The sequence below is a fragment of the Streptomyces massasporeus genome, assembly GCF_014648995.1.
Taxonomy (GTDB): domain Bacteria; phylum Actinomycetota; class Actinomycetes; order Streptomycetales; family Streptomycetaceae; genus Streptomyces; species Streptomyces massasporeus.
The window spans coordinates 420,955-441,617 of sequence record NZ_BMSE01000001.1 but is presented as its reverse complement, the minus strand read 5'-3'; the positions used below and the strand labels follow the sequence as shown (position 1 = coordinate 441,617).

General features: G+C 70.1%; 21 protein-coding genes. 13 read left to right on the top strand and 8 right to left on the bottom strand.

Annotated features, from left to right (window positions below; translation table 11 throughout):
* Nucleotide 1: 1 nt before the first annotated feature.
* Nucleotides 2–1,225, bottom strand: a complete 1,224-nt coding sequence (locus IE153_RS02095) for an ATP-grasp domain-containing protein (RefSeq protein WP_189587876.1) — start codon at nt 1,223–1,225, stop codon at nt 2–4.
* 537 nt (nt 1,226–1,762) lie between these two features.
* Between IE153_RS02095 and IE153_RS02090 the strand changes: the two genes are divergently transcribed.
* The 6 genes from IE153_RS02090 (at nt 1,763) to IE153_RS02065 (ending at nt 6,604) form a co-directional block, all read left to right on the top strand.
* Entirely contained in the window at nt 1,763–2,668 is a 906-nt protein-coding gene (locus IE153_RS02090; RefSeq protein ID WP_189587874.1) for an NADP-dependent oxidoreductase, read from the top strand.
* 83 nt (nt 2,669–2,751) lie between these two features.
* Complete coding sequence (locus tag IE153_RS02085) at nt 2,752–3,813, top strand: alkene reductase (protein ID WP_189587872.1); 1,062 nt, start codon at nt 2,752–2,754, stop codon at nt 3,811–3,813.
* An 11-nt stretch (nt 3,814–3,824) separates the two neighbouring features.
* Nucleotides 3,825–4,304, top strand: coding sequence for a MarR family winged helix-turn-helix transcriptional regulator (locus IE153_RS02080; RefSeq protein WP_189587870.1), 480 nt, complete (start codon nt 3,825–3,827; stop codon nt 4,302–4,304).
* A 292-nt stretch (nt 4,305–4,596) separates the two neighbouring features.
* Nucleotides 4,597–5,517, top strand: coding sequence for an SDR family oxidoreductase (locus IE153_RS02075; RefSeq protein ID WP_189587868.1), 921 nt, complete (start codon nt 4,597–4,599; stop codon nt 5,515–5,517).
* A gap of 245 nt (nt 5,518–5,762) precedes the next feature.
* Nucleotides 5,763–6,104, top strand: a complete 342-nt coding sequence (locus IE153_RS41405) for a hypothetical protein (RefSeq protein WP_229828657.1) — start codon at nt 5,763–5,765, stop codon at nt 6,102–6,104.
* Nucleotides 6,105–6,172: 68 nt separating this feature from the next.
* Nucleotides 6,173–6,604: a YybH family protein gene (locus IE153_RS02065; protein WP_189587867.1), complete on the top strand. Its 432-nt coding sequence runs from the start codon at nt 6,173–6,175 to the stop codon at nt 6,602–6,604.
* A gap of 134 nt (nt 6,605–6,738) precedes the next feature.
* On the opposite strand, the gene IE153_RS02060 is transcribed toward IE153_RS02065, so the two are convergent.
* Entirely contained in the window at nt 6,739–7,569 is an 831-nt protein-coding gene (locus IE153_RS02060; protein WP_229828655.1) for a helix-turn-helix domain-containing protein, read from the bottom strand.
* 228 nt (nt 7,570–7,797) lie between these two features.
* On the opposite strand from IE153_RS02060, the gene IE153_RS02055 reads away from it, so the two are divergent.
* Together IE153_RS02055 and IE153_RS02050 are read left to right on the top strand one after the other, a co-directional pair.
* Nucleotides 7,798–8,193, top strand: coding sequence for an MmcQ/YjbR family DNA-binding protein (locus IE153_RS02055; protein ID WP_189587863.1), 396 nt, complete (start codon nt 7,798–7,800; stop codon nt 8,191–8,193).
* Entirely contained in the window at nt 8,190–8,582 is a 393-nt protein-coding gene (locus IE153_RS02050) for an MmcQ/YjbR family DNA-binding protein (protein ID WP_189587862.1), read from the top strand. Before IE153_RS02055 ends, IE153_RS02050 begins: the two co-directional genes overlap by 4 nt.
* Nucleotides 8,583–8,780: 198 nt before the next feature.
* On the opposite strand, the gene IE153_RS02045 is transcribed toward IE153_RS02050, so the two are convergent.
* Both IE153_RS02045 and IE153_RS02040 read right to left on the bottom strand, forming a co-directional pair.
* Nucleotides 8,781–8,921 (bottom strand): hypothetical protein, encoded by a 141-nt coding sequence (locus IE153_RS02045; RefSeq protein ID WP_308432117.1) that lies wholly within the window; start codon nt 8,919–8,921, stop codon nt 8,781–8,783.
* Between the two features lie 116 nt (nt 8,922–9,037).
* Nucleotides 9,038–9,997 (bottom strand): helix-turn-helix domain-containing protein, encoded by a 960-nt coding sequence (locus IE153_RS02040; RefSeq protein WP_189587861.1) that lies wholly within the window; start codon nt 9,995–9,997, stop codon nt 9,038–9,040.
* Nucleotides 9,998–10,220: 223 nt separating this feature from the next.
* Here IE153_RS02040 and IE153_RS02035 point away from each other — a divergent pair, with 223 nt between their 5' ends.
* The 5 genes from IE153_RS02035 (at nt 10,221) to uvrA (ending at nt 16,182) form a co-directional block, all read left to right on the top strand.
* The gene (locus tag IE153_RS02035; RefSeq protein ID WP_189587860.1) at nt 10,221–11,066 is read left to right on the top strand and encodes an SDR family oxidoreductase; all 846 of its coding nucleotides are present in this window, start codon (nt 10,221–10,223) and stop codon (nt 11,064–11,066) included.
* Between the two features lie 73 nt (nt 11,067–11,139).
* Nucleotides 11,140–11,622, top strand: coding sequence for a nitroreductase family deazaflavin-dependent oxidoreductase (locus IE153_RS02030; protein WP_189587859.1), 483 nt, complete (start codon nt 11,140–11,142; stop codon nt 11,620–11,622).
* A 382-nt stretch (nt 11,623–12,004) separates the two neighbouring features.
* The gene (locus IE153_RS02025) at nt 12,005–12,985 is read left to right on the top strand and encodes an aldo/keto reductase (protein ID WP_189587858.1); all 981 of its coding nucleotides are present in this window, start codon (nt 12,005–12,007) and stop codon (nt 12,983–12,985) included.
* 84 nt (nt 12,986–13,069) lie between these two features.
* On the top strand, nt 13,070–13,609 hold the full coding sequence (locus IE153_RS02020; protein WP_189587857.1) for an NAD(P)H-dependent oxidoreductase: 540 nt from the start codon (nt 13,070–13,072) through the stop codon (nt 13,607–13,609).
* A 104-nt stretch (nt 13,610–13,713) separates the two neighbouring features.
* On the top strand, nt 13,714–16,182 hold the full coding sequence (uvrA, locus tag IE153_RS02015; RefSeq protein ID WP_189587855.1) for an excinuclease ABC subunit UvrA: 2,469 nt from the start codon (nt 13,714–13,716) through the stop codon (nt 16,180–16,182).
* A 233-nt stretch (nt 16,183–16,415) separates the two neighbouring features.
* Here the strand turns inward: uvrA and IE153_RS02010 are convergent, their stop codons facing one another.
* The 4 genes from IE153_RS02010 to IE153_RS01995 form a co-directional block, all read right to left on the bottom strand.
* Nucleotides 16,416–17,438 carry a LacI family DNA-binding transcriptional regulator gene (locus tag IE153_RS02010; protein WP_189587853.1) on the bottom strand — a complete coding sequence of 341 codons (1,023 nt, stop codon included), beginning with the start codon at nt 17,436–17,438 and terminating at the stop codon, nt 16,416–16,418.
* Nucleotides 17,439–17,514: 76 nt separating this feature from the next.
* Complete coding sequence (locus tag IE153_RS02005; RefSeq protein ID WP_189587851.1) at nt 17,515–18,351, bottom strand: ATP-binding cassette domain-containing protein; 837 nt, start codon at nt 18,349–18,351, stop codon at nt 17,515–17,517.
* Entirely contained in the window at nt 18,351–19,364 is a 1,014-nt protein-coding gene (locus IE153_RS02000; protein ID WP_189587849.1) for an ABC transporter permease, read from the bottom strand. The genes IE153_RS02005 and IE153_RS02000 overlap by 1 nt, the downstream gene beginning before the upstream one ends.
* A gap of 153 nt (nt 19,365–19,517) precedes the next feature.
* Nucleotides 19,518–20,534, bottom strand: coding sequence for a sugar ABC transporter substrate-binding protein (locus tag IE153_RS01995; RefSeq protein ID WP_189587847.1), 1,017 nt, complete (start codon nt 20,532–20,534; stop codon nt 19,518–19,520).
* Nucleotides 20,535–20,663 lie beyond the last annotated feature (129 nt).

Sequence of the window (20,663 nt, the reverse complement as noted above, 5' to 3'; positions counted from 1 at the left end):
GTCAGGCCGGGACGACGAGGTCGCCGAGCGCCTGCCAGCGGTCCAGGGCGCCCTGCGGCGAGTCGGCGGTGAACAGGGCGTGGCCGAGGCGCGAGCGGCAGTCCTCGACGCCCGGGATGGTCTCGCCCGGCGCGAAGTACACGGCGGTCTCGGTGACTTCCGGCAGTGCCTCCAGCTCCGGCCACCCGGTGAGCTCCCGGTACGAGGAGCGGCCCGCGGCGGAGAAGAAGCGGATGCCGGCGCTCTCGGCCTGCGGCCGCGCGAAGGCGCCTACCGCCTCCAGGTCGACGCCGAGCGCGGTGGCGACGGCCACCCTGGGCAGGTTGACGCCGGTCACGAGCCGCAGCAGCTCCACGATCCGGTCGCCCGGAAGCCGGGCGCCGATCTCGATGAGCACCGGACCCTCGGCTGTCAGGCGCAGTTCGCAGTGGAAGGGGCCGCTGGTGATGCCGACGGCGCGGACGACGTCGCCGACGTACGCCTCGACGTTCTTCAGGGTGGCGCCGTCGACGAGCGCCGGGGTGAGGTGGCCCAGCTCCACGAAGTCGGGCTCGGGGCCGAGCAGCGTGCGGCTGAGGGCGACGACGGTGACCTCGCCGCTCTCCAGGACATAGCCGTCGGCGCTGAACTCGGGGCCCTGCACGTACTCTTCGACGAGCACCCGGTGCTCGTGCAGCTTGCCCATGTCGGGCTCCGGGTCGGTCACGAGCCGCTGGAACGCGGCGGTGAGCTGGTCGAGGTCGTCGGCGCGGCTGACGTGGATGCTGCCGGAGCAGGCGACCGGCTTCAGCACGCAGGGGAAGCCGACCCGCTCGGCCGCGGCGCGCAGTTCGGCGTCGGTGGTCGCCTGGGCGAAGCGCGGGGTGCGCAGCCCGGCCTCCACTACGGCGGCTCGCATGACGCTCTTGTCCCGGACCCGGTCGACGGTCGCCACGGGCAGGCCGGGCAGGTCCAGTGCCGCGGCGACGCGGGCGGTCGCCGTCACATAGATGTCGGAGCCCGGCAGCACCGCCTCGAACGGCTCGGCCCGGTGCAGTTCGAGCACGGCCGCTTCGAGGGCGGCCTGGTCGTTGGTCTCCACCGTCAGTACCGAGTCGGCCGCCGCGCGCACAGCGTCGGAGAGCCGGCGGTCGCCGGAGTCGGCGGTGGCGACGACGACCCGCAGTCCCATCTCGGCCGCGACGCCGATCAGGGTGGCGCCTCCGGAGGAGGCGGGTTCGACCACGAGGACGCGGGCAGGACGAAGTGCATCTGTGTGCGGCAAAGCGAAATCCCCCGGGGCAGAGCTGTTGGACCGGACTCGGATCGCGATCCTGGTCGTGATCTTTCTATCCGGGCGCCTCGGTCCCGGTCAATGGATCACCGCAAAATTGTCTGCGAGAGCGAACCTGAGCCGAACATTTTCCGGAGCAAGGACCTTGTCAGCGCCTGATCGACTCCCGGGAGCGGCCCGCGCGGGACCAGCTCCTCGTCCAGCCTCGGTGAGCGACATGTCGTGCCCGGCCCCCGGCGGGAGAGGCGAGTCGCGCGCAAGCGTCCTGGCGTGCTGACCTGGTGACCGCCGCGGCGAGGCCTGGGTGCAGATGCCTGGTTCCCGTTCGGACGGTTCACCACGTGGCTAGAGCCCGCGAGCAGCGCCGCTGATCCACCTGCACGCGCACGTGGCGCAGTGCCCCCACTAATACTTGGCTAGCCACATGATTGCTGTTACCTTGATTATGTGGCCAGCCACGCTTTTGGTGGCGAAGGGAATGGAGCCGTCATGAGAGCAATCGTTTTCGACCAGTTCGGCAGCCCGGACGTGCTGCACGAGGCGGACATCGAGGTCCCGCAGCCCGGCCCCGGCCAGGTCCGGGTCCGCGTGAAGGCCGCCGGGCTGAACGCGCTGGACGGCAAGATCCGCTCCGGGATGCTGGAGGCCGTCCGTCCGACGCCCCTCCCCGCCGTCCCCGGTGGCGAACTGGCCGGCGTGGTGGACGCCCTGGGTGAGGGCGTGAGCGACGTGCAGGTCGGCGATGAGGTGCTGGGCTGGTCGGACACCGGCTCCTACGCGCAATACGCACTGGCCACCACCGTGGCCCCCAAGCCCGCCGGCCTCGACTGGCAGCACGCGGTCGCGCTGCCGGTGGCCGGCGAGACGGCCGAGCGGGTCCTGAACCTGCTGGGGGTCACCGCGGGGGAGACCGTGCTGATGCACGGCGCGTCCGGAGCGGTGGGCACCCTGGCGGTCCAGCTCGCCACGGCCCGAGGAGCGCGAGTGATTGCCACCGCGGGCCCCGCCAACCAGGACTACCTCACCTCGCTCGGCGCCACCGCGACCGTGTACGCCGACGGTCTGGTCGAGCGGGTGCAGGCGCTGGCCCCTGACGGCGTGGACGCGGTGTTCGATCTGGCCGGGAAGGGCGCCCTGGAGGACTCCATCACCCTGCGGGGCGGCACCGACCGCATCGTCACCATCGCCGACTTCGGTGCACGCCGGCTGGGCATCACCTTCTCCCAGGGGTCCCAGGAGCGCTCGACCGCCCGCTTGGCCGCCCTGGCCCAGGACGCCGCTGTCGGCAAGCTCGTCACCACCGTCACCGCCTACCCGCTCGACCAGGCGGCCACGGCCCAGCAGGTCAGCGACGCCGGGCACGTGCGGGGCAAGCTCGTCCTGACCGTCGGCTGAGCACCCCCTCCCACCTCTCACACACCGCCACCCGCTGCCCTTTACGGTGACCGGTCGGTCACCGCCCTGCCGGAGGACCCCTCATGCTGAATTCCCTGTGGACGCCGACCACTCTTGGCGGCATGTCTCTGCCGCACCGCTTGGTCATGGCACCCATGACCCGTGACCGCTCGACACCCGAAGGCGTACCGACCGAGCTGAACGTCGAGTACTACGCCCAGCGGGCCTCGCACGCGCTGATCATCACCGAGGGAACCCAGCCCTCCGCCGACGGCCAGGGCTACCTCCTGACCCCCGGCATCCACAACGACGAGCAGATCGCCGGGTGGCGCAAGGTCACCGACGCCGTGCACGCGGCCGACGGCCGGATCGTCATCCAGCTGATGCACACCGGACGCATCGCCCACCCGGACAACACCCCCCACGGGCGCCGGCCGGTCGCCCCTTCGGCGATCCGGCCGCAGGGCGCGATGTTCACCGCGTCCGGCCCCCAGGAGATGCCGACCCCTCGTGTTCTGTCGACGCAGGAGGTCGCGGCGACCGTCGACGACTTCCGCCGCGCCGCAGCGGCCGCCGTCGCGGCAGGCGCCGACGGCGTGGAGATCCACGGCGCCAACGGTTACCTGGTGCACCAGTTCCTGTCCGGCAACACCAATCAGCGCACCGACGGCTACGGCGGCTCGATCGAGGGCCGCATCCGCTTCGCCGCCGAGGTCGCCGCCGCGGTGGCCGACGAGATCGGAGCCGACCGCACCGGCATCCGTATCTCCCCCGGCAACCCCTACAACGACATCGCCGAGTCCGACACCGCCGAGCTGTATCCGGCGCTCCTGCGTGCCCTCAGCCCGCTCGGTCTGGCCTACCTCCACGTGATGCACGCCGGCGACGAGGACCTGCTGGGCACTCTGCGTGCGTTGTGGCCGACCACGTTGATCCTCAACCGGGCCGGCGCCGACCTGCCCGTCCGCGCCAAGGACATCGACAACGGCACGGCCGACCTCGTCTCCGTCGGCGCCCTCGCGCTCGCCAACCCGGACCTGGTCGAGAGGCTCCGCGCCGGCGCGCCGCTGAACACCCCCGACCCGGCCACCTTCTACGGCGGCGGAGCGGCCGGCTACACCGACTACCCCACCCACACAGGCTGAGGAACCTCACCATGCCCATGCCCGACCCCCGCATCCCCACGACGGCCGGCGCAGGGCCGATGAGCTACGCGATCTTCCAGCTCGCCCGCGCTCACCGCGCCTACGCCGCCACCCTGCTGCGCGAGATGGACCTGCATCCCGGACAGGAACTGCTGCTGATGCACCTCCTGGACCGGGAGGGGCAGTCCCAGTCCGAGCTGCTCGAAAGCGTCGGTGTGGACCACTCCACCATTTCCAAGGCGCTACGCCGCATGCAGGACGCCGGCCTGATCGTTCGCGAGCCGGCCGCACATGACCGGCGCGTCATGGTCGTTCACCTCACCGACAAGGGCCGGGCGATGCGCGAGCCCATCGCGGCCCTGTGGCAGGCCCTGGAGGAGACCTCCGCCCGGAATCTGTCGGAGCAGCAGGCGGAGTCCTTCGTCGAGACCGCCTACGCCATCACCGAGGCGATCAGCAGCCGCGCGCTGCCGGACGACGAGCCCGCCTGATTCCCCGGTGCGCGCCCCATGCCCGCGTTCGCCACACCACACCTGAACTGGGGCCGCGGGCCGGGGCGCACACCGCCCCGCATACGGCGCGACCACCGCCAGGTCGGCCATGACACCCACCCCGTCGCGGTTGCCTTCGGACGCGGCACGTTCCGGCGGCGAGGCGCACTGCGGATCCGCCCCCCGGGCCCGCCTCCATCAGCCCGCCCGGCACGCAGACGCCCATGTCTGCGGCCACCCCTGCCCCGCCCACCGAGCCCCTGGCTGATGACCTGACGCAAAGTGAAACCCCATGCCTGTCACCGACTCAACCACCCTCCCGGTCCTCGTCGTCGGGGCGACCGGTTCCCTGGGGAGCAAGGTCGTCGACGAACTGCTGGGGCGCGGCAAGAACGTCCGCGCCCTGGTGAGGCCGGCCAGCGACGCCGGCCGGCTCGAAAGCCGGGGCGTGGAGATCGCCCGCGGCGACATGCTCGACGTCAACTCGCTCGTGGCCGCCATGAACGGCGCCGACGCCGTCATCACCACCGCCGCCGGCTACACCCGCGGCGGCAAGAACGCCGACGACATCGACACCCTCGGCAACGCCAACCTCGCCGAGGCCGCCCACCGCACCGGCACCCGGCGGTTCGTCCTGACCAGCATCCTCACCAGCGACCAGACGCCCGATGTCCCGCACTTCTGGCACAAGAAGCTCGCCGAGGACAAGCTCGAACAGCTCGGCGTCCCGTTCGTCGCCCTGCGCCCGGGGGCATTCCTCGACCAGGTCGCGAGCATGGCGGGCAACCCGGTCGACACGGGCCGCATGGTGTGGATCGGCAAGGCCACCGTCCCGCTGACCTTCGTCCACACCTCCGATCTCGCGGCGTACCTGGCAGCCGCGGTCGACGCCGAGGCCGAGGCCGGTGAGCGGATCGACATCGGGTGGGACCGTCCGGTCAGCATGCGCGAGGTGGCCGACGTGATGGGCGGCCTGGCCGGAAAGAAGATCAAGGTGTGGGCCGTCCCGTCCGCCGTCGCCCGCGCCGCGGGAGCCGTCGCCGGCCGCTTCATGCCCCTGATCAAGGACATGGCCGCGATGTTCCGCTGGTTCGAGACCGGCCGCTACGTCGCCGACCCCCGCCGCCAGGAGCAGCTGTTCGGCCCTGTCCCCACGGCTGAGGAGGCCCTCACCCGGTTCACCGACGAGCTGCGCACCGCACAGCACCGGTGACAGGCCCGCGTCCCACCCCTCGCCGGGCGGGCGCTCACGGCTTCCCCGACCGTGATGAAGAGCCCAGTGCCGCCCTGCGATCGCGGGGCCGCACCGGATGTCACCCATTGACAACCAGCTGTCCGCACCTGACTGAAGGGTGCGCCGGATGTCGACAGAAGATCGAGAGGTGCTGCGGTGACCGCCTCGCCCCGACCCGCAGCATGGCGACCTTGTGGGCCGTAGCCGACACGAAAGGAACTGGCATGGGCCAACGCGCAGCATCCGCAGGCGCCGCATCTGCGACGATGCGAGCGGTCGTCGTCACTCAGCCCGGCGGCCTGGATGCCCGTGAGGTCACCACGCTGCCGATGCCCGAGCCGCAGCCCGGATGGGTGCGCATCAAGGTGAAGGCGTTCAGCGTCAACGAGTCCGAGGTCACCACCGACCTGCCCGCGCAGGTGTTCCAGCAGCAACTGCACGCCATCGCCGCCGGGCGGCTCAAGGCCCCGGTCGAGAAGGTCCACCACGGTCTGGATCAGCTGCGCGAGGCCGATGTCGAGGCCGGCACGACGCCGACCAAGCCCGGGGTGCTGCTCGACGACTGAGAAACACACCCATCCGCCGCCGGCCGGAGCCGGCCGGCCGACGGCGGCATGCACGAAAGGAGACTGTCATGGGCGTCAACAAGGAAGAAATCAGCAAGACCATCCTGGAACGGGAGAAGTCCTTCAACGAGCGGTGGAGCGTCGGCGACAACCGCGGCTACCTTGACAACTACGCCGAAGAGATCAGCTACTTCGACCCCATCGAAAAGGACCTGGTCGTCGGCCGCGACGCGGCCGTCGCCCACATCGAGGCGATCTACTCCAACCCGCACATCGTGCGCAACGAGTACCTCAACCCCCTCGTGCACATCAGCGACGGCGGTGACTTCGCCCTCCTGGCCTACAACCTGAACACCTACGTGCTCGACGACAGCGGCAACGAGCGGCAGTTGCGCGCCTGGAACGCCACCGAGGCGTACCGGCTGATCGACGGCGAGTGGCGCATCGTGCACTCCAACTGGGCGTTCGCCCAGACCGCGACAGACGCGATCGCGTCCTGACCAGGGATCCAAGGTGACGCACCCCGGCCAGTCAGCCGGCGATCGAAGGAGGCGGCCGGCCCCGGCCGGCCCCCGTTCCGGACGCGATCAAGGCCGTGGCGGCCGCGGGGACGCGGGCTTGTGCCGCGCCCGCCTCACATGCCGGTCCTGGCTTCGCGGGCCGCGAAGGCGGCCGGGGTGAGACCGGTGTGGCCACGGAAGAAGCGGCCGAAGTTCGCGGGATCGGTGAACCCGAGATGGACGGCCACAGCCCGGGCGTCCCAACCGGCACCTCCCAGCAGGCGCCGGGCTTCGAGCAGCCGCCGCTCGTCGATGACCTCACGCACCCCCTTGCCGGTGGCGTCCCGGGCCGCGCGGCTCAGGGTACGAACCGAACAGCCGAGCAGCCCGGCATAGTCCGCAGCCCGGTGCAGTTCCCGGAAGTGCAATTCCAGGGCGTCCACGAACCGCGCGTACGTGTCCCTGCGGCCCGTGCCGCCCGCCAACGCGCCGGTGGGGGTGACATCCGGGGAGTTGGCAAGGCGCAGCAGCAGCGATTCGAGCAGGCTGCGCCGCAGGGCGTGGTGGACGTCGAGCCGGCGGCGCCCCAGTGCACGGTGCTCGTCCAAAAGCTGGAGCGCCGTATGCCGAAGCCAGGCCGCGTCATCGGGGTGCGGGCTGAGAACGGCAGGGGCCTCGTGCGCGGTGAGCGGGGCCAGCAGGCGGGCGGCGTCGGACGTCAGCACGTCCGGCTCGAACAGGATGAACGGGCCGCGGGCGGCGCCCGGCGGATGCCAGCACTGCGCGTGCCCGGGACGCACCCACAGCCACTGGCCGCATGCGACGGTCCGCGTGACGTGGTCGACATCGTGGAGCAGCTCACCCTCGGTCACCAGGATCAGGTAGTGGAAGGTGGCACGGCCCGGACGGGGCGGATTCCACGGCCAGTCGTCGTGCTCGGCGAAGAAGTCCTCGACGGTGCTCACCTCAAGGCCGTACGGAGTGCCGACCGGGGGCTGGAAACCGTACAGCGGAACCGCGGCCTGCCCGCTGCGTCCGACGCGTGGGGAGCGCCTGGGGTGTCGCATCTCGACCATCACGTGTCCGCAGCCTACCGCCCGTTTCGCCCGCTTCAGGGAAAAGAATGGGGCGTGCCGGCCGCGTCCCTCGGCCGACGCCCCTGCGCCGGCCACCACCCGAGAAAGGAAACACTCGTGAACGGATCGGCCCTGCAGACCCTCGCCGCCGAATGCGCGGAGGAACTTCCCGGAGCGCTGCTGGAGCATCCCTTCGGCCCGGACTGGGAGGTCTTCAAGGTACGAGGCAAGGTGTTCATGCTGATGACCGAGGTCCCCGGGCGCCCCGTGGTGATCCTCAAGGCGGACCCCGGCGAGGCCCGCGCTCTCCGGGAACACAACAGCCACATCACCCCCGGCTACCACATGAACAAGCGACACTGGATCACGCTCGAGGGCGGGACAGGCATCGACAAGAAGCTCGTCAGGGAGCTCGTCACCGACTCCTACCTGCTCGTCGTCGCCCACTTGGCCAAGGCCGAGCAGCCCGTCGACCCGCACAGCTACGGCACCAGCACGCGGGCGGCCCGGTGAGCGCGGCCGGTGACCGCCTCCAGGACACCGCCAGCAAGGCGGCCCTCGCCCTCCCCGACGTCAGCCACGGACGCCCCTTCACCCCCGGACTCGACGTGTACAAGGTCGTGGACAAGGTGTTCCTGATCGTCACCGACGACCCGGACGAACAGATCATCACGGTCAAGTGCGAGCCCGAGCACGCGCGGGCACTGGAGCGCGGCTACGCCTCGATCACCCCGGGCCGCTACCTCGACAAGAGCCACTGGATAACGCTGGGGCCCGGGCGGGGCATCACGAAGCAGCTGATCAACGATGCGGTCGAGCACTCCTACGACCTGGTCGTCGACGGTCTGCCACAGAGCGAGCGCCCGCCGCAAGGCCCTGGCCCGGACGCGACCGCCTGGTGAACGTTGGCCGCGTCCCCTTGGACACTGGCCGGCCTCGGGGGTCAGCCAGGCAGCTCTGGGAGCTGTTCGATGACGCCGCCCAGCCTCGAAGTGCTTCAGCGATGGCACCACAGCTGTTGCACCCCTCACGGTCAACCGCACCGGCGCAGCTGCATCAAGTCTGAGGTCCGCCACGATCCGCGGCGGCATCGCGCCTCCCTAGGGCAGCAGCGCCTCGCTCAGGACGTCCTTGACGTCGTGGTCGATCTCGCCGCGCACGGTCACGACAAGGATGCCGTCCACCACTGCGTGCCGGATGGAGAGCCGGCCTGGCCGGTCTTCCTCGTGGATGTCGCTCACGTCTCCTCGGCTGCGCCCGACGGTCGTGAAGACGAGGCGGACACGGAACACGGCGGACCGTGCCGCGCTGTCGGAGCCGTTGACGACTTCGCGGATCGACTCGCGTGGCGGGTCGGTCAGTCGGGTGTCTCGGACGAGTCGGCCGACCGGGAGTCGTCGGCCGAAGCGGACCGCTCGATGTCGTCGTTGGCTGCGGCCCAACTGGCCAGCAGGTCGAGGGCGTCCTGAGAGGGTGAGTCGGGCTCGGCGGTGTAGGTGAGGAGGAACTGCCTGGGGCCGTCCCCGAGTGGGAAGGTTTCGAAGGGCAGGTCGAGGTCGCCGACGACCGGGTGGTGGAGGAGTTTCACGCCGGTGGTGTGCATGCGGACGTTGTGGGCCGCCCAGCGGCGACGGAATTCCTCGCTACGGGTGGACAGTTCGCCGATCAGGTCCGTGAGCCGCCGGTCGTAGAGATCGCGGCCTGCTTCGGCGCGCAGCATGGCGACGGTGTCGCCCGCGACTTCGTCCCAGTGGCGGAAGAACTCGGTCGCGTGCGGGCTGAGGAAGACGAACCGGGCGTTGTTCGGCGGCCGTACCGGGTCGGCGTAGACGGGGGAGAACAGGGCGCGCCCGAGGTGGTTGGCGGCCAGGATGTCCCCGCGTCCGCTGAGGATGAACGCGGGTGTTCCGGCCATGGAGTCGAGGACGCGCTGCACTGCGGGCCGCACGCGCTGCTGCGCCGGGCGGCGGCGTGGCGGACGGGTGGTGCCGGCGCCGCGCAGGAGGTCGAGCAGGTGGATGCGTTCGGCCTCGTCGAGCTGAAGCGCTTGGGCGATGCCTTCGATGACGCTCTCGGAGACGCCGGTGGCGTTGCCGCGCTCCAGCCGTGTGTAGTACTCGCTGGAGATGCCCGCGAGGAGGGCGACCTCCTCACGGCGCAGCCCGGTGACTCGTCGGCGCTCTCCGCCGTACAGGGGCAGTCCGGCCTGTTCAGGGGTGACCCTGGCCCGTCGCGTGCCGAGGAATTCCCGGATCTCCGCGCGGAAATCGTCGCGGATGTCGCGGTTGGTGCCGTTGGGGTCGTTTCTGCCTGCCATGCGTTTCACTCTACGAGCGCATCCGGCGGGTTGGGGGTCCCTGTCAGTGACCCCCTCATCAGGGACTCCCACACTCCCGTGACAACCGGTTCTGTTGGTGGTGCACCGCCCACGACGGTGTGAACGGCCCGGACACGGCGGCGCTCGTGCCGCCGGGCGGGCCGCACGCCCCCGCACACACCGGGTGCCCGACCACGGCGCCCCGACAAGAGCCAGGACCCCCATGAGCAAGGTCATTTTCGTCACCGGCGCCGGACGCGGTCTGGGCACGGACATCGTCCGCGAGGCCCTCGCCGCCGGCCACCAGGTCGTCGCCACCGGCCGCCGCCCCGAGGAGGTCGAGAAGACCCTCGGCGGGCCGCAGGACAACCTGCTGGTCACAACGCTGGACGTCACCAGCATCGAGGACGCCGAGGCCGCCGCGCAGGCCGCCGTCGACCACTTCGGCCGCATCGACGTACTGATCAACAACGCCGGGAACCTCTTCACCGGCTACTTCGAGGAGATCTCGCCCTCGCAGATGCGCCGGCAGTTCGAGACGAACCTCTTCGGCCCGATGAACGTCACCCGCGCCGTCCTGCCGATCCTGCGGAGGCAGCGCGCCGGCCACGTCATCACCATCACCTCGACGGCCGGACTGGTCGGCATGGAATTCACCTCCGCCTACGCGGCCTCCAAGTTCGCGGAAGAGGGCTGGATGGAGTCCCTCCGCTACGACGTCGAGCCGTACAACATCCACACCACGATCGTGGAGCCCGGCTACTTCCGCACCGAACTCCTCGTGGACGGCTCCACCACCTGGCCCGAGCTGTCCATCGAGGACTACGCCCCGCGCACCGCCCCGAGGATCGAGGGCATGAAGAGCATGAACGGCAAGCAGCCCGGCGACCCCGCCAAGCTCGCCCGCGCCCTGCTCACCATCGCCGGCCAGGACAAGCCCCTGCAGCGCTTCGTCGCCGGTGCGGACGCCATCGAGGCCGCCAAGGCCAAGGCGGAGGAGCTCCTCGCCCAGGCCGAGGCGTCCCGCGAGCTGGGCGGCAGCCTGGCCTACGACGACGCCCACGCCTGAGCACCATGCCCCGCACCCCGGCTGGTGCGCAGGACAGCGCCGGGTGCGTTTCGACAGCACGGAGAGTGTCAGCATGCCCCTCAAAGGGGAGTACGAGCCGAGCAAGGCGCAGTTTGTACGTGACCAGGTGGAGCTGTACGAAAGCTCCGGCGGTACGCAGGGAACGACGCTGAGTGTCCTGGTCGCGCGGGAAGAGGACGAGAGGCTCCGGGACCTGCCCGTCGTCATCCTGACCACCCTGGGCGCGAAGAGCGGCAAGATCCGCAAGACCCCGGTCATGCGGGTGGAGCACGACGGCTCCTACGCCGTCATCGCCTCCATGGCAGGAGCCCCCAAGCACCCGGTCTGGTACCACAACGCGGTGGCCGACCCCCGGGTCGAGCTACAGGACGGCCCGGTGCGCCAGGACATGCTGGCACGCGAGGTGAGCGGGGAGGAGAAGGCGCTGTGGTGGGCCCGGGCCGTCGAGGCGTTCCCCGACTACGCCGAGTACCAGAAGAACACGGACCGCGAGATCCCGGTCCTCGTTCTGGAGCCGGCGGCCCGGGAGCACTGACGCGGCGCAGCCGGTTCCGCCCGCGGATCTCCCGCCACCTGTCCTTGGCAACACCGGCGTCAGCCCCTTCCTGACAGCGGTCGGCCCGAATCCCTCACGGACGGCCCGGGCCGCCTGGAGGAAGCGCATGACCGGCGACCACGGCGTTGATCTCGTCGGCGCCGGCCTACGACGAACCCCGCTGCTGGGCAGGACGCCCCGCACCCCCGGCCGAGCCGGAAGCCGCCTCGGGGTGGACCTTCGGCAGCTGACCGGCCGACCGGGCAACGGTGCCCGTGCCGGCGGCGCGCGGACCACCCGAGGACAGTCCGCCAGCCGGTTGCGCACCTCACTGATCATGACCACCGATCGGCCTGACGGCCGTCACGACGAGGAGTACCTGATGAAGCACGTGACACTGGGCGGGCTCGATGTCTCCCGCATCGGCCTGGGAGCCATGACCATGGCCGGCATGTACACCACGGGCGGAGGGCTCGACGACGCCGAGTCGATCCGCACCATCCACCGGGCGCTGGAGCTTGGGGTCACTCACATCGACACCGCCGAGATCTACGGCCCCTTCCACAGCGAGGAAATCGTCGGTAAGGCCATGAGGGGCCGCCGCGATGACGTCGTCGTGGCGACGAAGTTCGGTCTCGTCTCCCACGCCGGCGACGGTCCCGGCGTGATCGACAGCAGCGCCTGCAACGTGAAGGCCGCGGTCGAGGGCTCGCTCCTGCGGCTCGGCACCGACCACATCGACCTCTACTACCAGCACCGCGTCGACCCGAACACGCCCATCGAGGAGACCGTCGGCGCGCTGGCCGAGCTGGTCGCCGAGGGCAAGGTGCGCCACATCGGCCTCTCGGAAGCCGGTCCCGAGACGATCCGCCGGGCACACGCCGTGCATCCGGTGGCCGCGTTGCAGACCGAGTACTCGCTGTGGACCCGTGACGTCGAGGCCGAGATCCTCCCGCTGCTGCGCGAGCTCGGCATCGGGTTCGTTCCCTACTCACCGCTCGGCCACGGCCTGCTGACCGGGCAGATCCGCACCGTCGACGACTTCGCCGACGACGACTGGCGCAAGACCAACCCGCGCTTCATCGGCGAGAACTTCCAGCGCAACCTGCGCATCGTCGACGAAGTCCGGGCCATCGGCGCCGAGATCGGCGCCACCCCGGCACAGACCGCGCTGGCGTGGCTGCTGACCCGCGGCGACGACATCGCCCCGATCCCCGGAACCCGGCGGGTCTCGCGCGTCGAGGAGAACACCGCCGCTGACGGCATCGAACTCAGTGCCGCTCAGCTGGACCGCCTCAACAACCTCACGCCGGCCGCGGGCGAGCGTCACGACGAGGCGAACATGGCCACCATCGACCGGTGATCACGCCTCGGCGAATCCCAGACCCGTCACACCCACCGACGCATCCGTCACCCATACCCCTGATCACTGAAGAGGCTCCTGATCATGTCCAAGGTTCTCCTTGTCGTAGGACACCCCGACCTGTCCCAGTCGAAGGCCAACCGGGCCCTGGTGGACGCCGTCCGCGAGCTGGCCCATGTCACCGTGCACGACCTCTACGCCGCCTACCCTGACTTCCAGATCGACGCCGACGCCGAGCAGGCGCTGCTGGCCGAGCACGATGTGATCGTCTTCCAGCACCCGGTGTACTGGTACAACACCACTCCTCTGTTCAAGCAGTGGCAGGACAAGGTCTTCACCCTCGGCTGGGCCTTCACCATGGACGGTTCGCCCTCACAGCTGGCCGGCAAGAAGGCCGTCGTCGCCGTCACCGCCGGCGTCCCCGCCGACCACTACACCCCCGAAGGCTCGAACCAGGCCACCATCGAGACCCTCCTCAGCAACTGGCACGCGACCCTGCGGCTGTGCCAGTTCGACATCCAGCCGATGGTCAAGCTGTACGGCACGGCCTTCGGCCTCTCCGACCAGAACCTGACCACCGCCGCCAAGCAGTACAACGAACTGCTCGCCTCCTTCGCCGCCTGACCGCACTCTCCAATGGATTCGGGAATCCCCGGATGCTCGTGTGAGCGGGGCCCGGTGGCGGCGCCTGTCGCGCGGTTCCCGGCGCGATCAGGTAATCAGGAACGGTGGACAAGGACGCGACCGACCCCTTCGTGCATGTCCGGGGCGCCAGTGAGAACAACCTGCGGAACGTCGACGTCGACGTTCCGCGGGACGCGATGGTCGCCTTCACCGGCGTCTCCGGTTCGGGCAAGTCCTCGCTCGCGTTCGGCACGCTCTACGCGGAGGCCCAGCGGCGCTACTTCGAGTCCGTGGCACCGTACGCCCGAAGGCTGTTGCAACAGGTCGGCGCACCGCACGTGCAGGAAATCACCGGACTGCCACCGGCCGTGGCTCTGCAGCAGCGACGCGGGTCGCCCAGCGCGCGCTCGACGGTCGGCACCATCACCACGCTGTCCAATCTGCTGCGCATGCTGTACTCCCGCGCCGGCACCTATCCGCCCCGAGCCGCACGGCTGGAAGCCGAGTCGTTCTCACCCAACACGGCGGCCGGCGCCTGCCCGAACTGCCACGGACTGGGAGTCGTGCACGACGTCGCCGAGGACCTGCTCGTCCCGGACCCTTCGCTGAGCATCCGCGAAGGGGCGATCGCCGCCTGGCCGGGCGCCTGGCAGGGCGCCAACCTGCGCAGTGTCGTGAACGGCCTGGGGATCGACATCGACCGGCCGTGGCGCAGGCTCAGGAAGAAGGACCGGGACTGGCTGCTGTACACGGACGAGCAGCCCTCCGTGTACATCGAGCCGGAGGAGGACCGCGTCGACTACGGCTACCAGGGCAAGTTCTGGAGCGCCCGCAAGCACGTCATGCACGTCCTCGCCGACTCCAAGAGCGAGAAGATGCGCGAACGGGCGCTCCGGTTCGTCAGGAGTGTGCCCTGCCCCGAGTGTCACGGCAGCGGACTGCGGCCCGAGGCGCTCGCCGTGACCTTCGCCGGACGTTCCATCGCCGAGATCAACGCGATGCCGCTCACCGAGGTAGTGGCGCTGCTGCGGCCCGTCGCGGGGCGGTCCGAGGCCGACGCCACCACGTCGACCGCCCGCTCCGGGGAGACGACCGAAGTCGCGGTCCGGATCTGCGGCGATCTGGTCGCGCGGGTCGACGTACTGCTCGACCTGGGCCTCGGATATCTCAGTCTCGGGCGCCGCTCGACGACCCTGTCGCCCGGCGAGGCGCAGCGCCTGCGGATCGCCACCCAGCTGCGCTCGGGGCTGTTCGGCGTCGTCTACGTCCTCGACGAGCCCTCCGCGGGCCTGCACCCGGCTGACGCGGAACCGTTGCTGGACGTGCTGGACCGCCTCAAGGCGGCGGGCAACTCGCTGTTCGTCGTGGAGCACGACATGGACGTCGTACGGCGGGCGGACTGGGTGGTCGACATCGGCCCCGGCGCCGGCGAGGGCGGCGGACGCGTGCTGTACAGCGGCCCGGTCGCCGGTCTTGAGCGGGTCGGGGAGTCGGCCACGGGCCAGTACCTGTTCGGGCGCGCCCAGCCGCTCGATCACCGCCCGCGCACACCGCGCGGCTGGCTGCACCTGAGCGGCGTCTCCCGCCACAATCTGCACGACGTGTCCGTCGACGTACCGCTCTGCGTACTGACGGCGGTGACGGGCGTGTCCGGTTCCGGAAAGTCGACGCTGGTGACGCAGGTGCTCGCCGAGGTCGTCCGCGGCCACCTCGGACTCGAACCCGAGGAGCCCGACGAGGCGCAGCTGGAGGTCGATGTCCAGGACGCGTCGGGGGTCGAGTCGTTCGACCGGCTGGTCCGGGTCGACCAACGGCCCATCGGCCGAACTCCCCGGTCCAACCTGGCCACGTACACGGGGCTGTTCGACGCGGTGCGCAAGCTGTACGCGGCGACGGACGAGGCCAGGGCGCGCGGCTACTCGGCCGGGCGATTCTCCTTCAATGTGCCCGAAGGACGGTGCGAGACCTGCCAGGGCGAAGGATTCGTCGCGGTGGAACTGCTGTTCCTGCCCGGAACCTACGCGCCGTGCCCGACCTGCCGGGGCGCTCGGTACAACGCCGAAACACTGGAAGTCGCCTACCGCGGCAAGAACATCGCGGAAGTGCTGGCGCTGTCCGTCGACGCCGCCGCCGAGTTCCTGTCCGCCGTCCCGGCCGCCTCCCGCAGTCTGGAGACGTTGCGCGAGGTGGGACTGGGGTACCTGCGGCTGGGCCAGCCGGCGACGGAACTCAGCGGTGGCGAGGCGCAACGCATCAAACTCGCCACCGAACTGCAGCGAGCCCGCCGCGGGCACGCGCTCTACCTGCTCGACGAGCCGACGGCCGGGCTGCACCCTTCGGACATCGCGCTGCTGCTGCGGCAGCTGCACCGGCTCGTCGACGCCGGCAACACGGTCGTCCTCGTCGAGCACGACCTGGACACGATCGTCACCGCCGACTGGGTCATCGACCTCGGGCCGGGCGGTGGCGACGCGGGCGGGCGGGTGGTCGCGGCGGGCCCGCCGGCCAAGGTCGCGAGGACCCGCCGCAGCGCCACCGCGCCCTATCTCGCGGCCCGGCTCGCGCGCCCCTGAGGACCGGAGGCGGGCACGTCCGCTGCCGCGGGTGGCACGGACGTCTCCCCACGCGTACGGCACAAGGAGTCCGCATGGCTCGCATGACGCATGGCGGTCGATGAGCTCACGAGAAGGACACTCCTCTCAGTCCCCTGGTCGAGTTCGACGAACTGCTCAACCAGATGAGCGGCCTGCTGGCGGGTTGCCGAGGCACCGCGATCATGAGGCCCTCGAAAGCAGAGGCGTCCCGTCTACGGCTTGGGTGCAGGTTGCTCCCCCGAGCCCCGGACGATCAGCCGGGTGGGAACGGTGATGGTGCGAACCCGGGAGCGGTCGCCGTCGAGGCGGGCCAGGGCGGTGGCCGCGGCGGTGCGGCCGAGTTCTTCGGGGTCCTGGGCGACGACGGTAAGGGCCGGTTCGAGTGCCTCGGCGAGTGACACGTCGTCGAAGGCGACGACCGCTACGTCCTTGCGCTTGCTGCGGGCGAGTTCGGCGACTATGCCCAGCGCCATGATGTTGTTTCCGGCGAACAGGGCGGTGGGGGGATCGGCCAGTGCGAGGAGTTGGGCGGTCGCGGCCTCGGCGCCTGGCTGGTCGTGGCCGTTGGCGACGAGCGCGCGGTCGTAGGGGATGTCGGCTTCTTGCAGGGAGGCACGGTATCCGGCGAGGCGTTCGCGGCGGGTGTAGAGCTTGGTGGGGAGGTCGCCGACGAATCCGATGCGGCGGTGCCCGTGGGCGATGAGGTGGGCGACGCCTTCTTGGGCTCCGGCACGGTTGGAGCTGACGATGCTGTCCGTGGGCAGGCCGACCCCCGGGCGGTCGAGGAAGACGATGGGCAGCCCCGCCGTGCGGTGGGACTTGAGGTGGGAGTGGTCGGCGCCGACGGACGGCACGACGATGAGGATGCTGACGCGCCGGGCGAGGAACTTGTCCGTCAGGGCGCGTTCGCGGTCGGGCTCGTCCGCGGACGAGCCCATGAGGAGGGTCAGTCCGCGTTCGCGGACCGTGTCCTCGATGGCGCGGGCCACGGCTCCGAAGAAGGGGTTGGCGAGGTCGGGGATGACCAGTCCGATGGTGGTGTCCGGACCGCCGACGCGGATGTTGCGGGCCATGAGGTTCGGCTGGAAGCCCAACTTGGCCACCGCGGCGAGTACCTGTTCCCGCGTCTGCGCCGAGACGGGTCCGTCCTCGTTGAGGACACGGGAGACCGTCTTGGCGCTGACGCCGACTTCTCGTGCGACATCGGCAAGGGTGGGGCGGCGTCTCGCTGCCATGGGAGGAACCGTCTCCTGAGTGCTCTCGGGTTCCGGCCGCGGCCTCGGCCGGAACATGCGAGAGCGGGTTGAGCTGTCAGGTGGCCTGGACTCCGGCGGCTTTCGCCGCCGCGGAATCCGCTACGACAGTATCTCCGGCCGCGTCGACGGTGAGGGCGCCGGTCATGATGGCGACGACCTCAGCCATGGAGTAGTCGGAGGGCTTGATCACGGCGGCGCGCCGGCCCAGCCGGTGGACGTGGATCCGGTCGGCGATCTCGAAGACATGGGGCATGTTGTGGCTGATCAGAACGACCGGCATGCCCTTGTCGCGGACGCGGCGGATGAGGTCGAGGACCTGTCCGGACTCCTTGACGCCGAGGGCGGCGGTGGGTTCGTCCATGACGACGACGCTGCGGGCCCAGGCGACGGCGCGGGCGACCGCGACAGCCTGCCGCTGTCCGCCGGAGAGGGTCTCGACCGCCTGGGTCAGCGAGCGCAGGCCGATCTTCAGATCGGCCATGTGCTCGGCGGCCTCCTGGCGCATGCGCTTCTTGTCGAGCATGCGGAAGGCGCTGCCGAGGATGCCCGGGCGGCGCAGCTCGCGGCCCAGGAACATGTTCGAGGCGATGTCCATGGAAGCTGCCACGGCGAGGTCCTGATAGACCGTCTCGATGCCGTGGGCGCGTGCGCTCTGGGGGCTGGAGAACTGGATCGGCTTGCCATTGAGGCGGATCTCGCCCTCGTCCGGTACCACCGCGCCGGTGAGGGCCTTGATGAGGCTGGTCTTGCCGGCGCCGTTGTCACCGATGACGGCGAGGACCTCGCCGGGCAGCAGGTCGAAGTCGGCGCCGTCGATTGCGGTGACGTGACCGTAGCGCTTGACCAGACCGCGGGCCTGCAGGACTGGGGTGGGGGAGGAGGTGGCGCTCATCAACGGGCCTTCTTCCGGGAGATCTGGTCGACGGTCACCGCGAGGATCACCAGGACTCCGGTGATGAGGGTCTGGTAGATGGAGGCGACGCCCATCAGCTGCAGGCCGTTGCGGAAGACTCCGACGATGAGGACGCCGATGAACGTGCCCAGGACCGATCCGCGTCCGCCGAAGAGGCTGGTGCCGCCGAGGACCACGGCGGTGATGCTGTCCAGGTTGTCGGTCTGCCCGGCCTGCGGGTCGCCGACGCCGGTGCGGGAGACGAGCAGCAGGGCGGCGATGCCGTAGAGGATGCCGGCCACGGTGTAGACGCCGATGGTCAGCCGGGAGGTCCGGATGCCGTTCAGCCGGGCCGCTTCCGGGCTGTTGCCCAGGGCGTAGACGTGCCGGCCCCAGCCGGTGCTGCTCAACGCGTAGGCGAGGAGGAGGAACAGGGCGATGGTGACCAGCGAGCCGTAGGTGATGTCGGTGTGGCCGAGCGGGAAGGTCTGCCCGAGAGCCGTCAGCGGGCCGGGCAGGTTGGTGACCGTCTGCTCCTCGGAGTAGATGTGCGTCAGCGCGAACGCCACGTTGAGCATGCCCAGGGTGACGATGAACGGCGGCAGCGGGATCTTCTGCACCAACGCGCCGTTGAGCATGCCGAAGCCGCCGCAGACGACAAGGCCCAGCGCGATCGCGGCGAGCGGGGGCAGGGAGCCCTCGGCGGCCATCTTGGCGATCACGATGCTGCCGAACGCCATCACCGCTCCGCACGACAGGTCGATGCCCGCCGTGAGGATGATCAGGGTCTGGCCGATGGCGAGGGTGCCGACGACCATGACCTGCTGCACGATCAGCGAGAAGTTCCCGCCGGTGAGGAACTGGTCGCTCGAGAAGGAGAAGAAGGCACAGGCCAGAAGGAGGGCGACCAGCGGGCCGGTGGTCGGTTGCGTGAGCAGTCTGCGGACCGGGGTCGGTGCTTTGAGTTCCGCGTACGGCGTGGACGTGGAGGGAGGCGTGGACGTGGCAGTCATGCGAGGTCCTTGTCGGAAGACACAAGTCCTTGTCAGGACTGGTCAGTCGTTGTCGGACGGCAGGAGGACGAGGGGGCGGCCGTCCTCGGTCGGGGAGGAGGGGCCGGCCGCCCCGCTGAGGGGTGTCGAACGGCGGCAGCTGGGGGCGGCGGCTCAGCCCCAGCAGTTCTCCAGGCCGTAGGCGGTGTCCTTGGACGTGACGCCGTCCTGCGCCTTGTCGGTGATCAAGGTGACGCCGGTGTCGGTGTAACCCGACGCCTTCTTGCCGTCCTTGGCGTAGGTCACGACGGCCTTGACGCCCTCGGCGGCCATCTTGAGCGGGTACTGCTGCGAGGTCGCGGCGATCTTGCCGTCCTTGACCGCCTGGGTGCCCGTGCAGCCGCCGTCGACGGAGACGATCAGCACGTCCTTCTCCCGGCCCTTGGCCTTCAGCGCGGTGTACGCGCCCAGCGCGGCCGGTTCGTTGATCGTGTAGACGACGTTGATGCCGGGTTCCTTCTGGAGGCAGTTCTCCATCGCGGTCTGGCCCTTGGACTGGTCGCCGCCGGTGTCCTGAGCACAGGCGACGTCCTTGTCGGTGGCGCCGAAGCCCTTGAGGAATCCGCTGTGCCGCTGGACGCCGACGGAGACGCCCGGCGCGAGGTCGAGGGCGGCTATCTTCGCGGTCTTGCCCTTCATCGCGGCCTTGGCGTACTCACCGATCAGCTCACCGGCCTTGACGTTGTCGGTGGCGAAGAGGGCGTCGACGGCGCTCTGCGGCTCGGTCGGGGTGTCCAGGGCGATGACCAGGACGCCCTTGGCCTTGGCCTTCTCGATCGCGGGCACGATCGCCTTGGAGTCGCTCGGGGTGATCAGGATGCCCTTCACGCCGGCGGCGACCATGTTCTCGATCGCGGTGACCTGCCCGGCGTTGTCGCCGTCGAACTTGCCGGCCGCGGTCATGAGCTTGACGCCCTCGGCCTTCGCGGTCTTCGCCGCGCCCTCCTTCATCTTGACGAAGAACGGGTTGGTGTCCGTCTTGGTGATCAGGCCGACCTTGACCTCGCCCGAACCGGTGCTCGCGCTGCCCGATCCGGATCCGGATCCACAGGCGGTCAGGGTGAGGGCCGCGATGCCCGTGCACGCGGCGGCTCTGAGCAAGGAGGAGGGCAGACGAGAGGTGCGTGACATGAACGACTCCAGCGGGATGTCGGGCGGGTGGTCGGCAGCGAGGCCTGCCGTCCCGCGATGTCAACGATGACTGATGTCATCGTTGACACTGCTTGGCGAGGATGATGGACTCCGCTCACCGGCAACGTC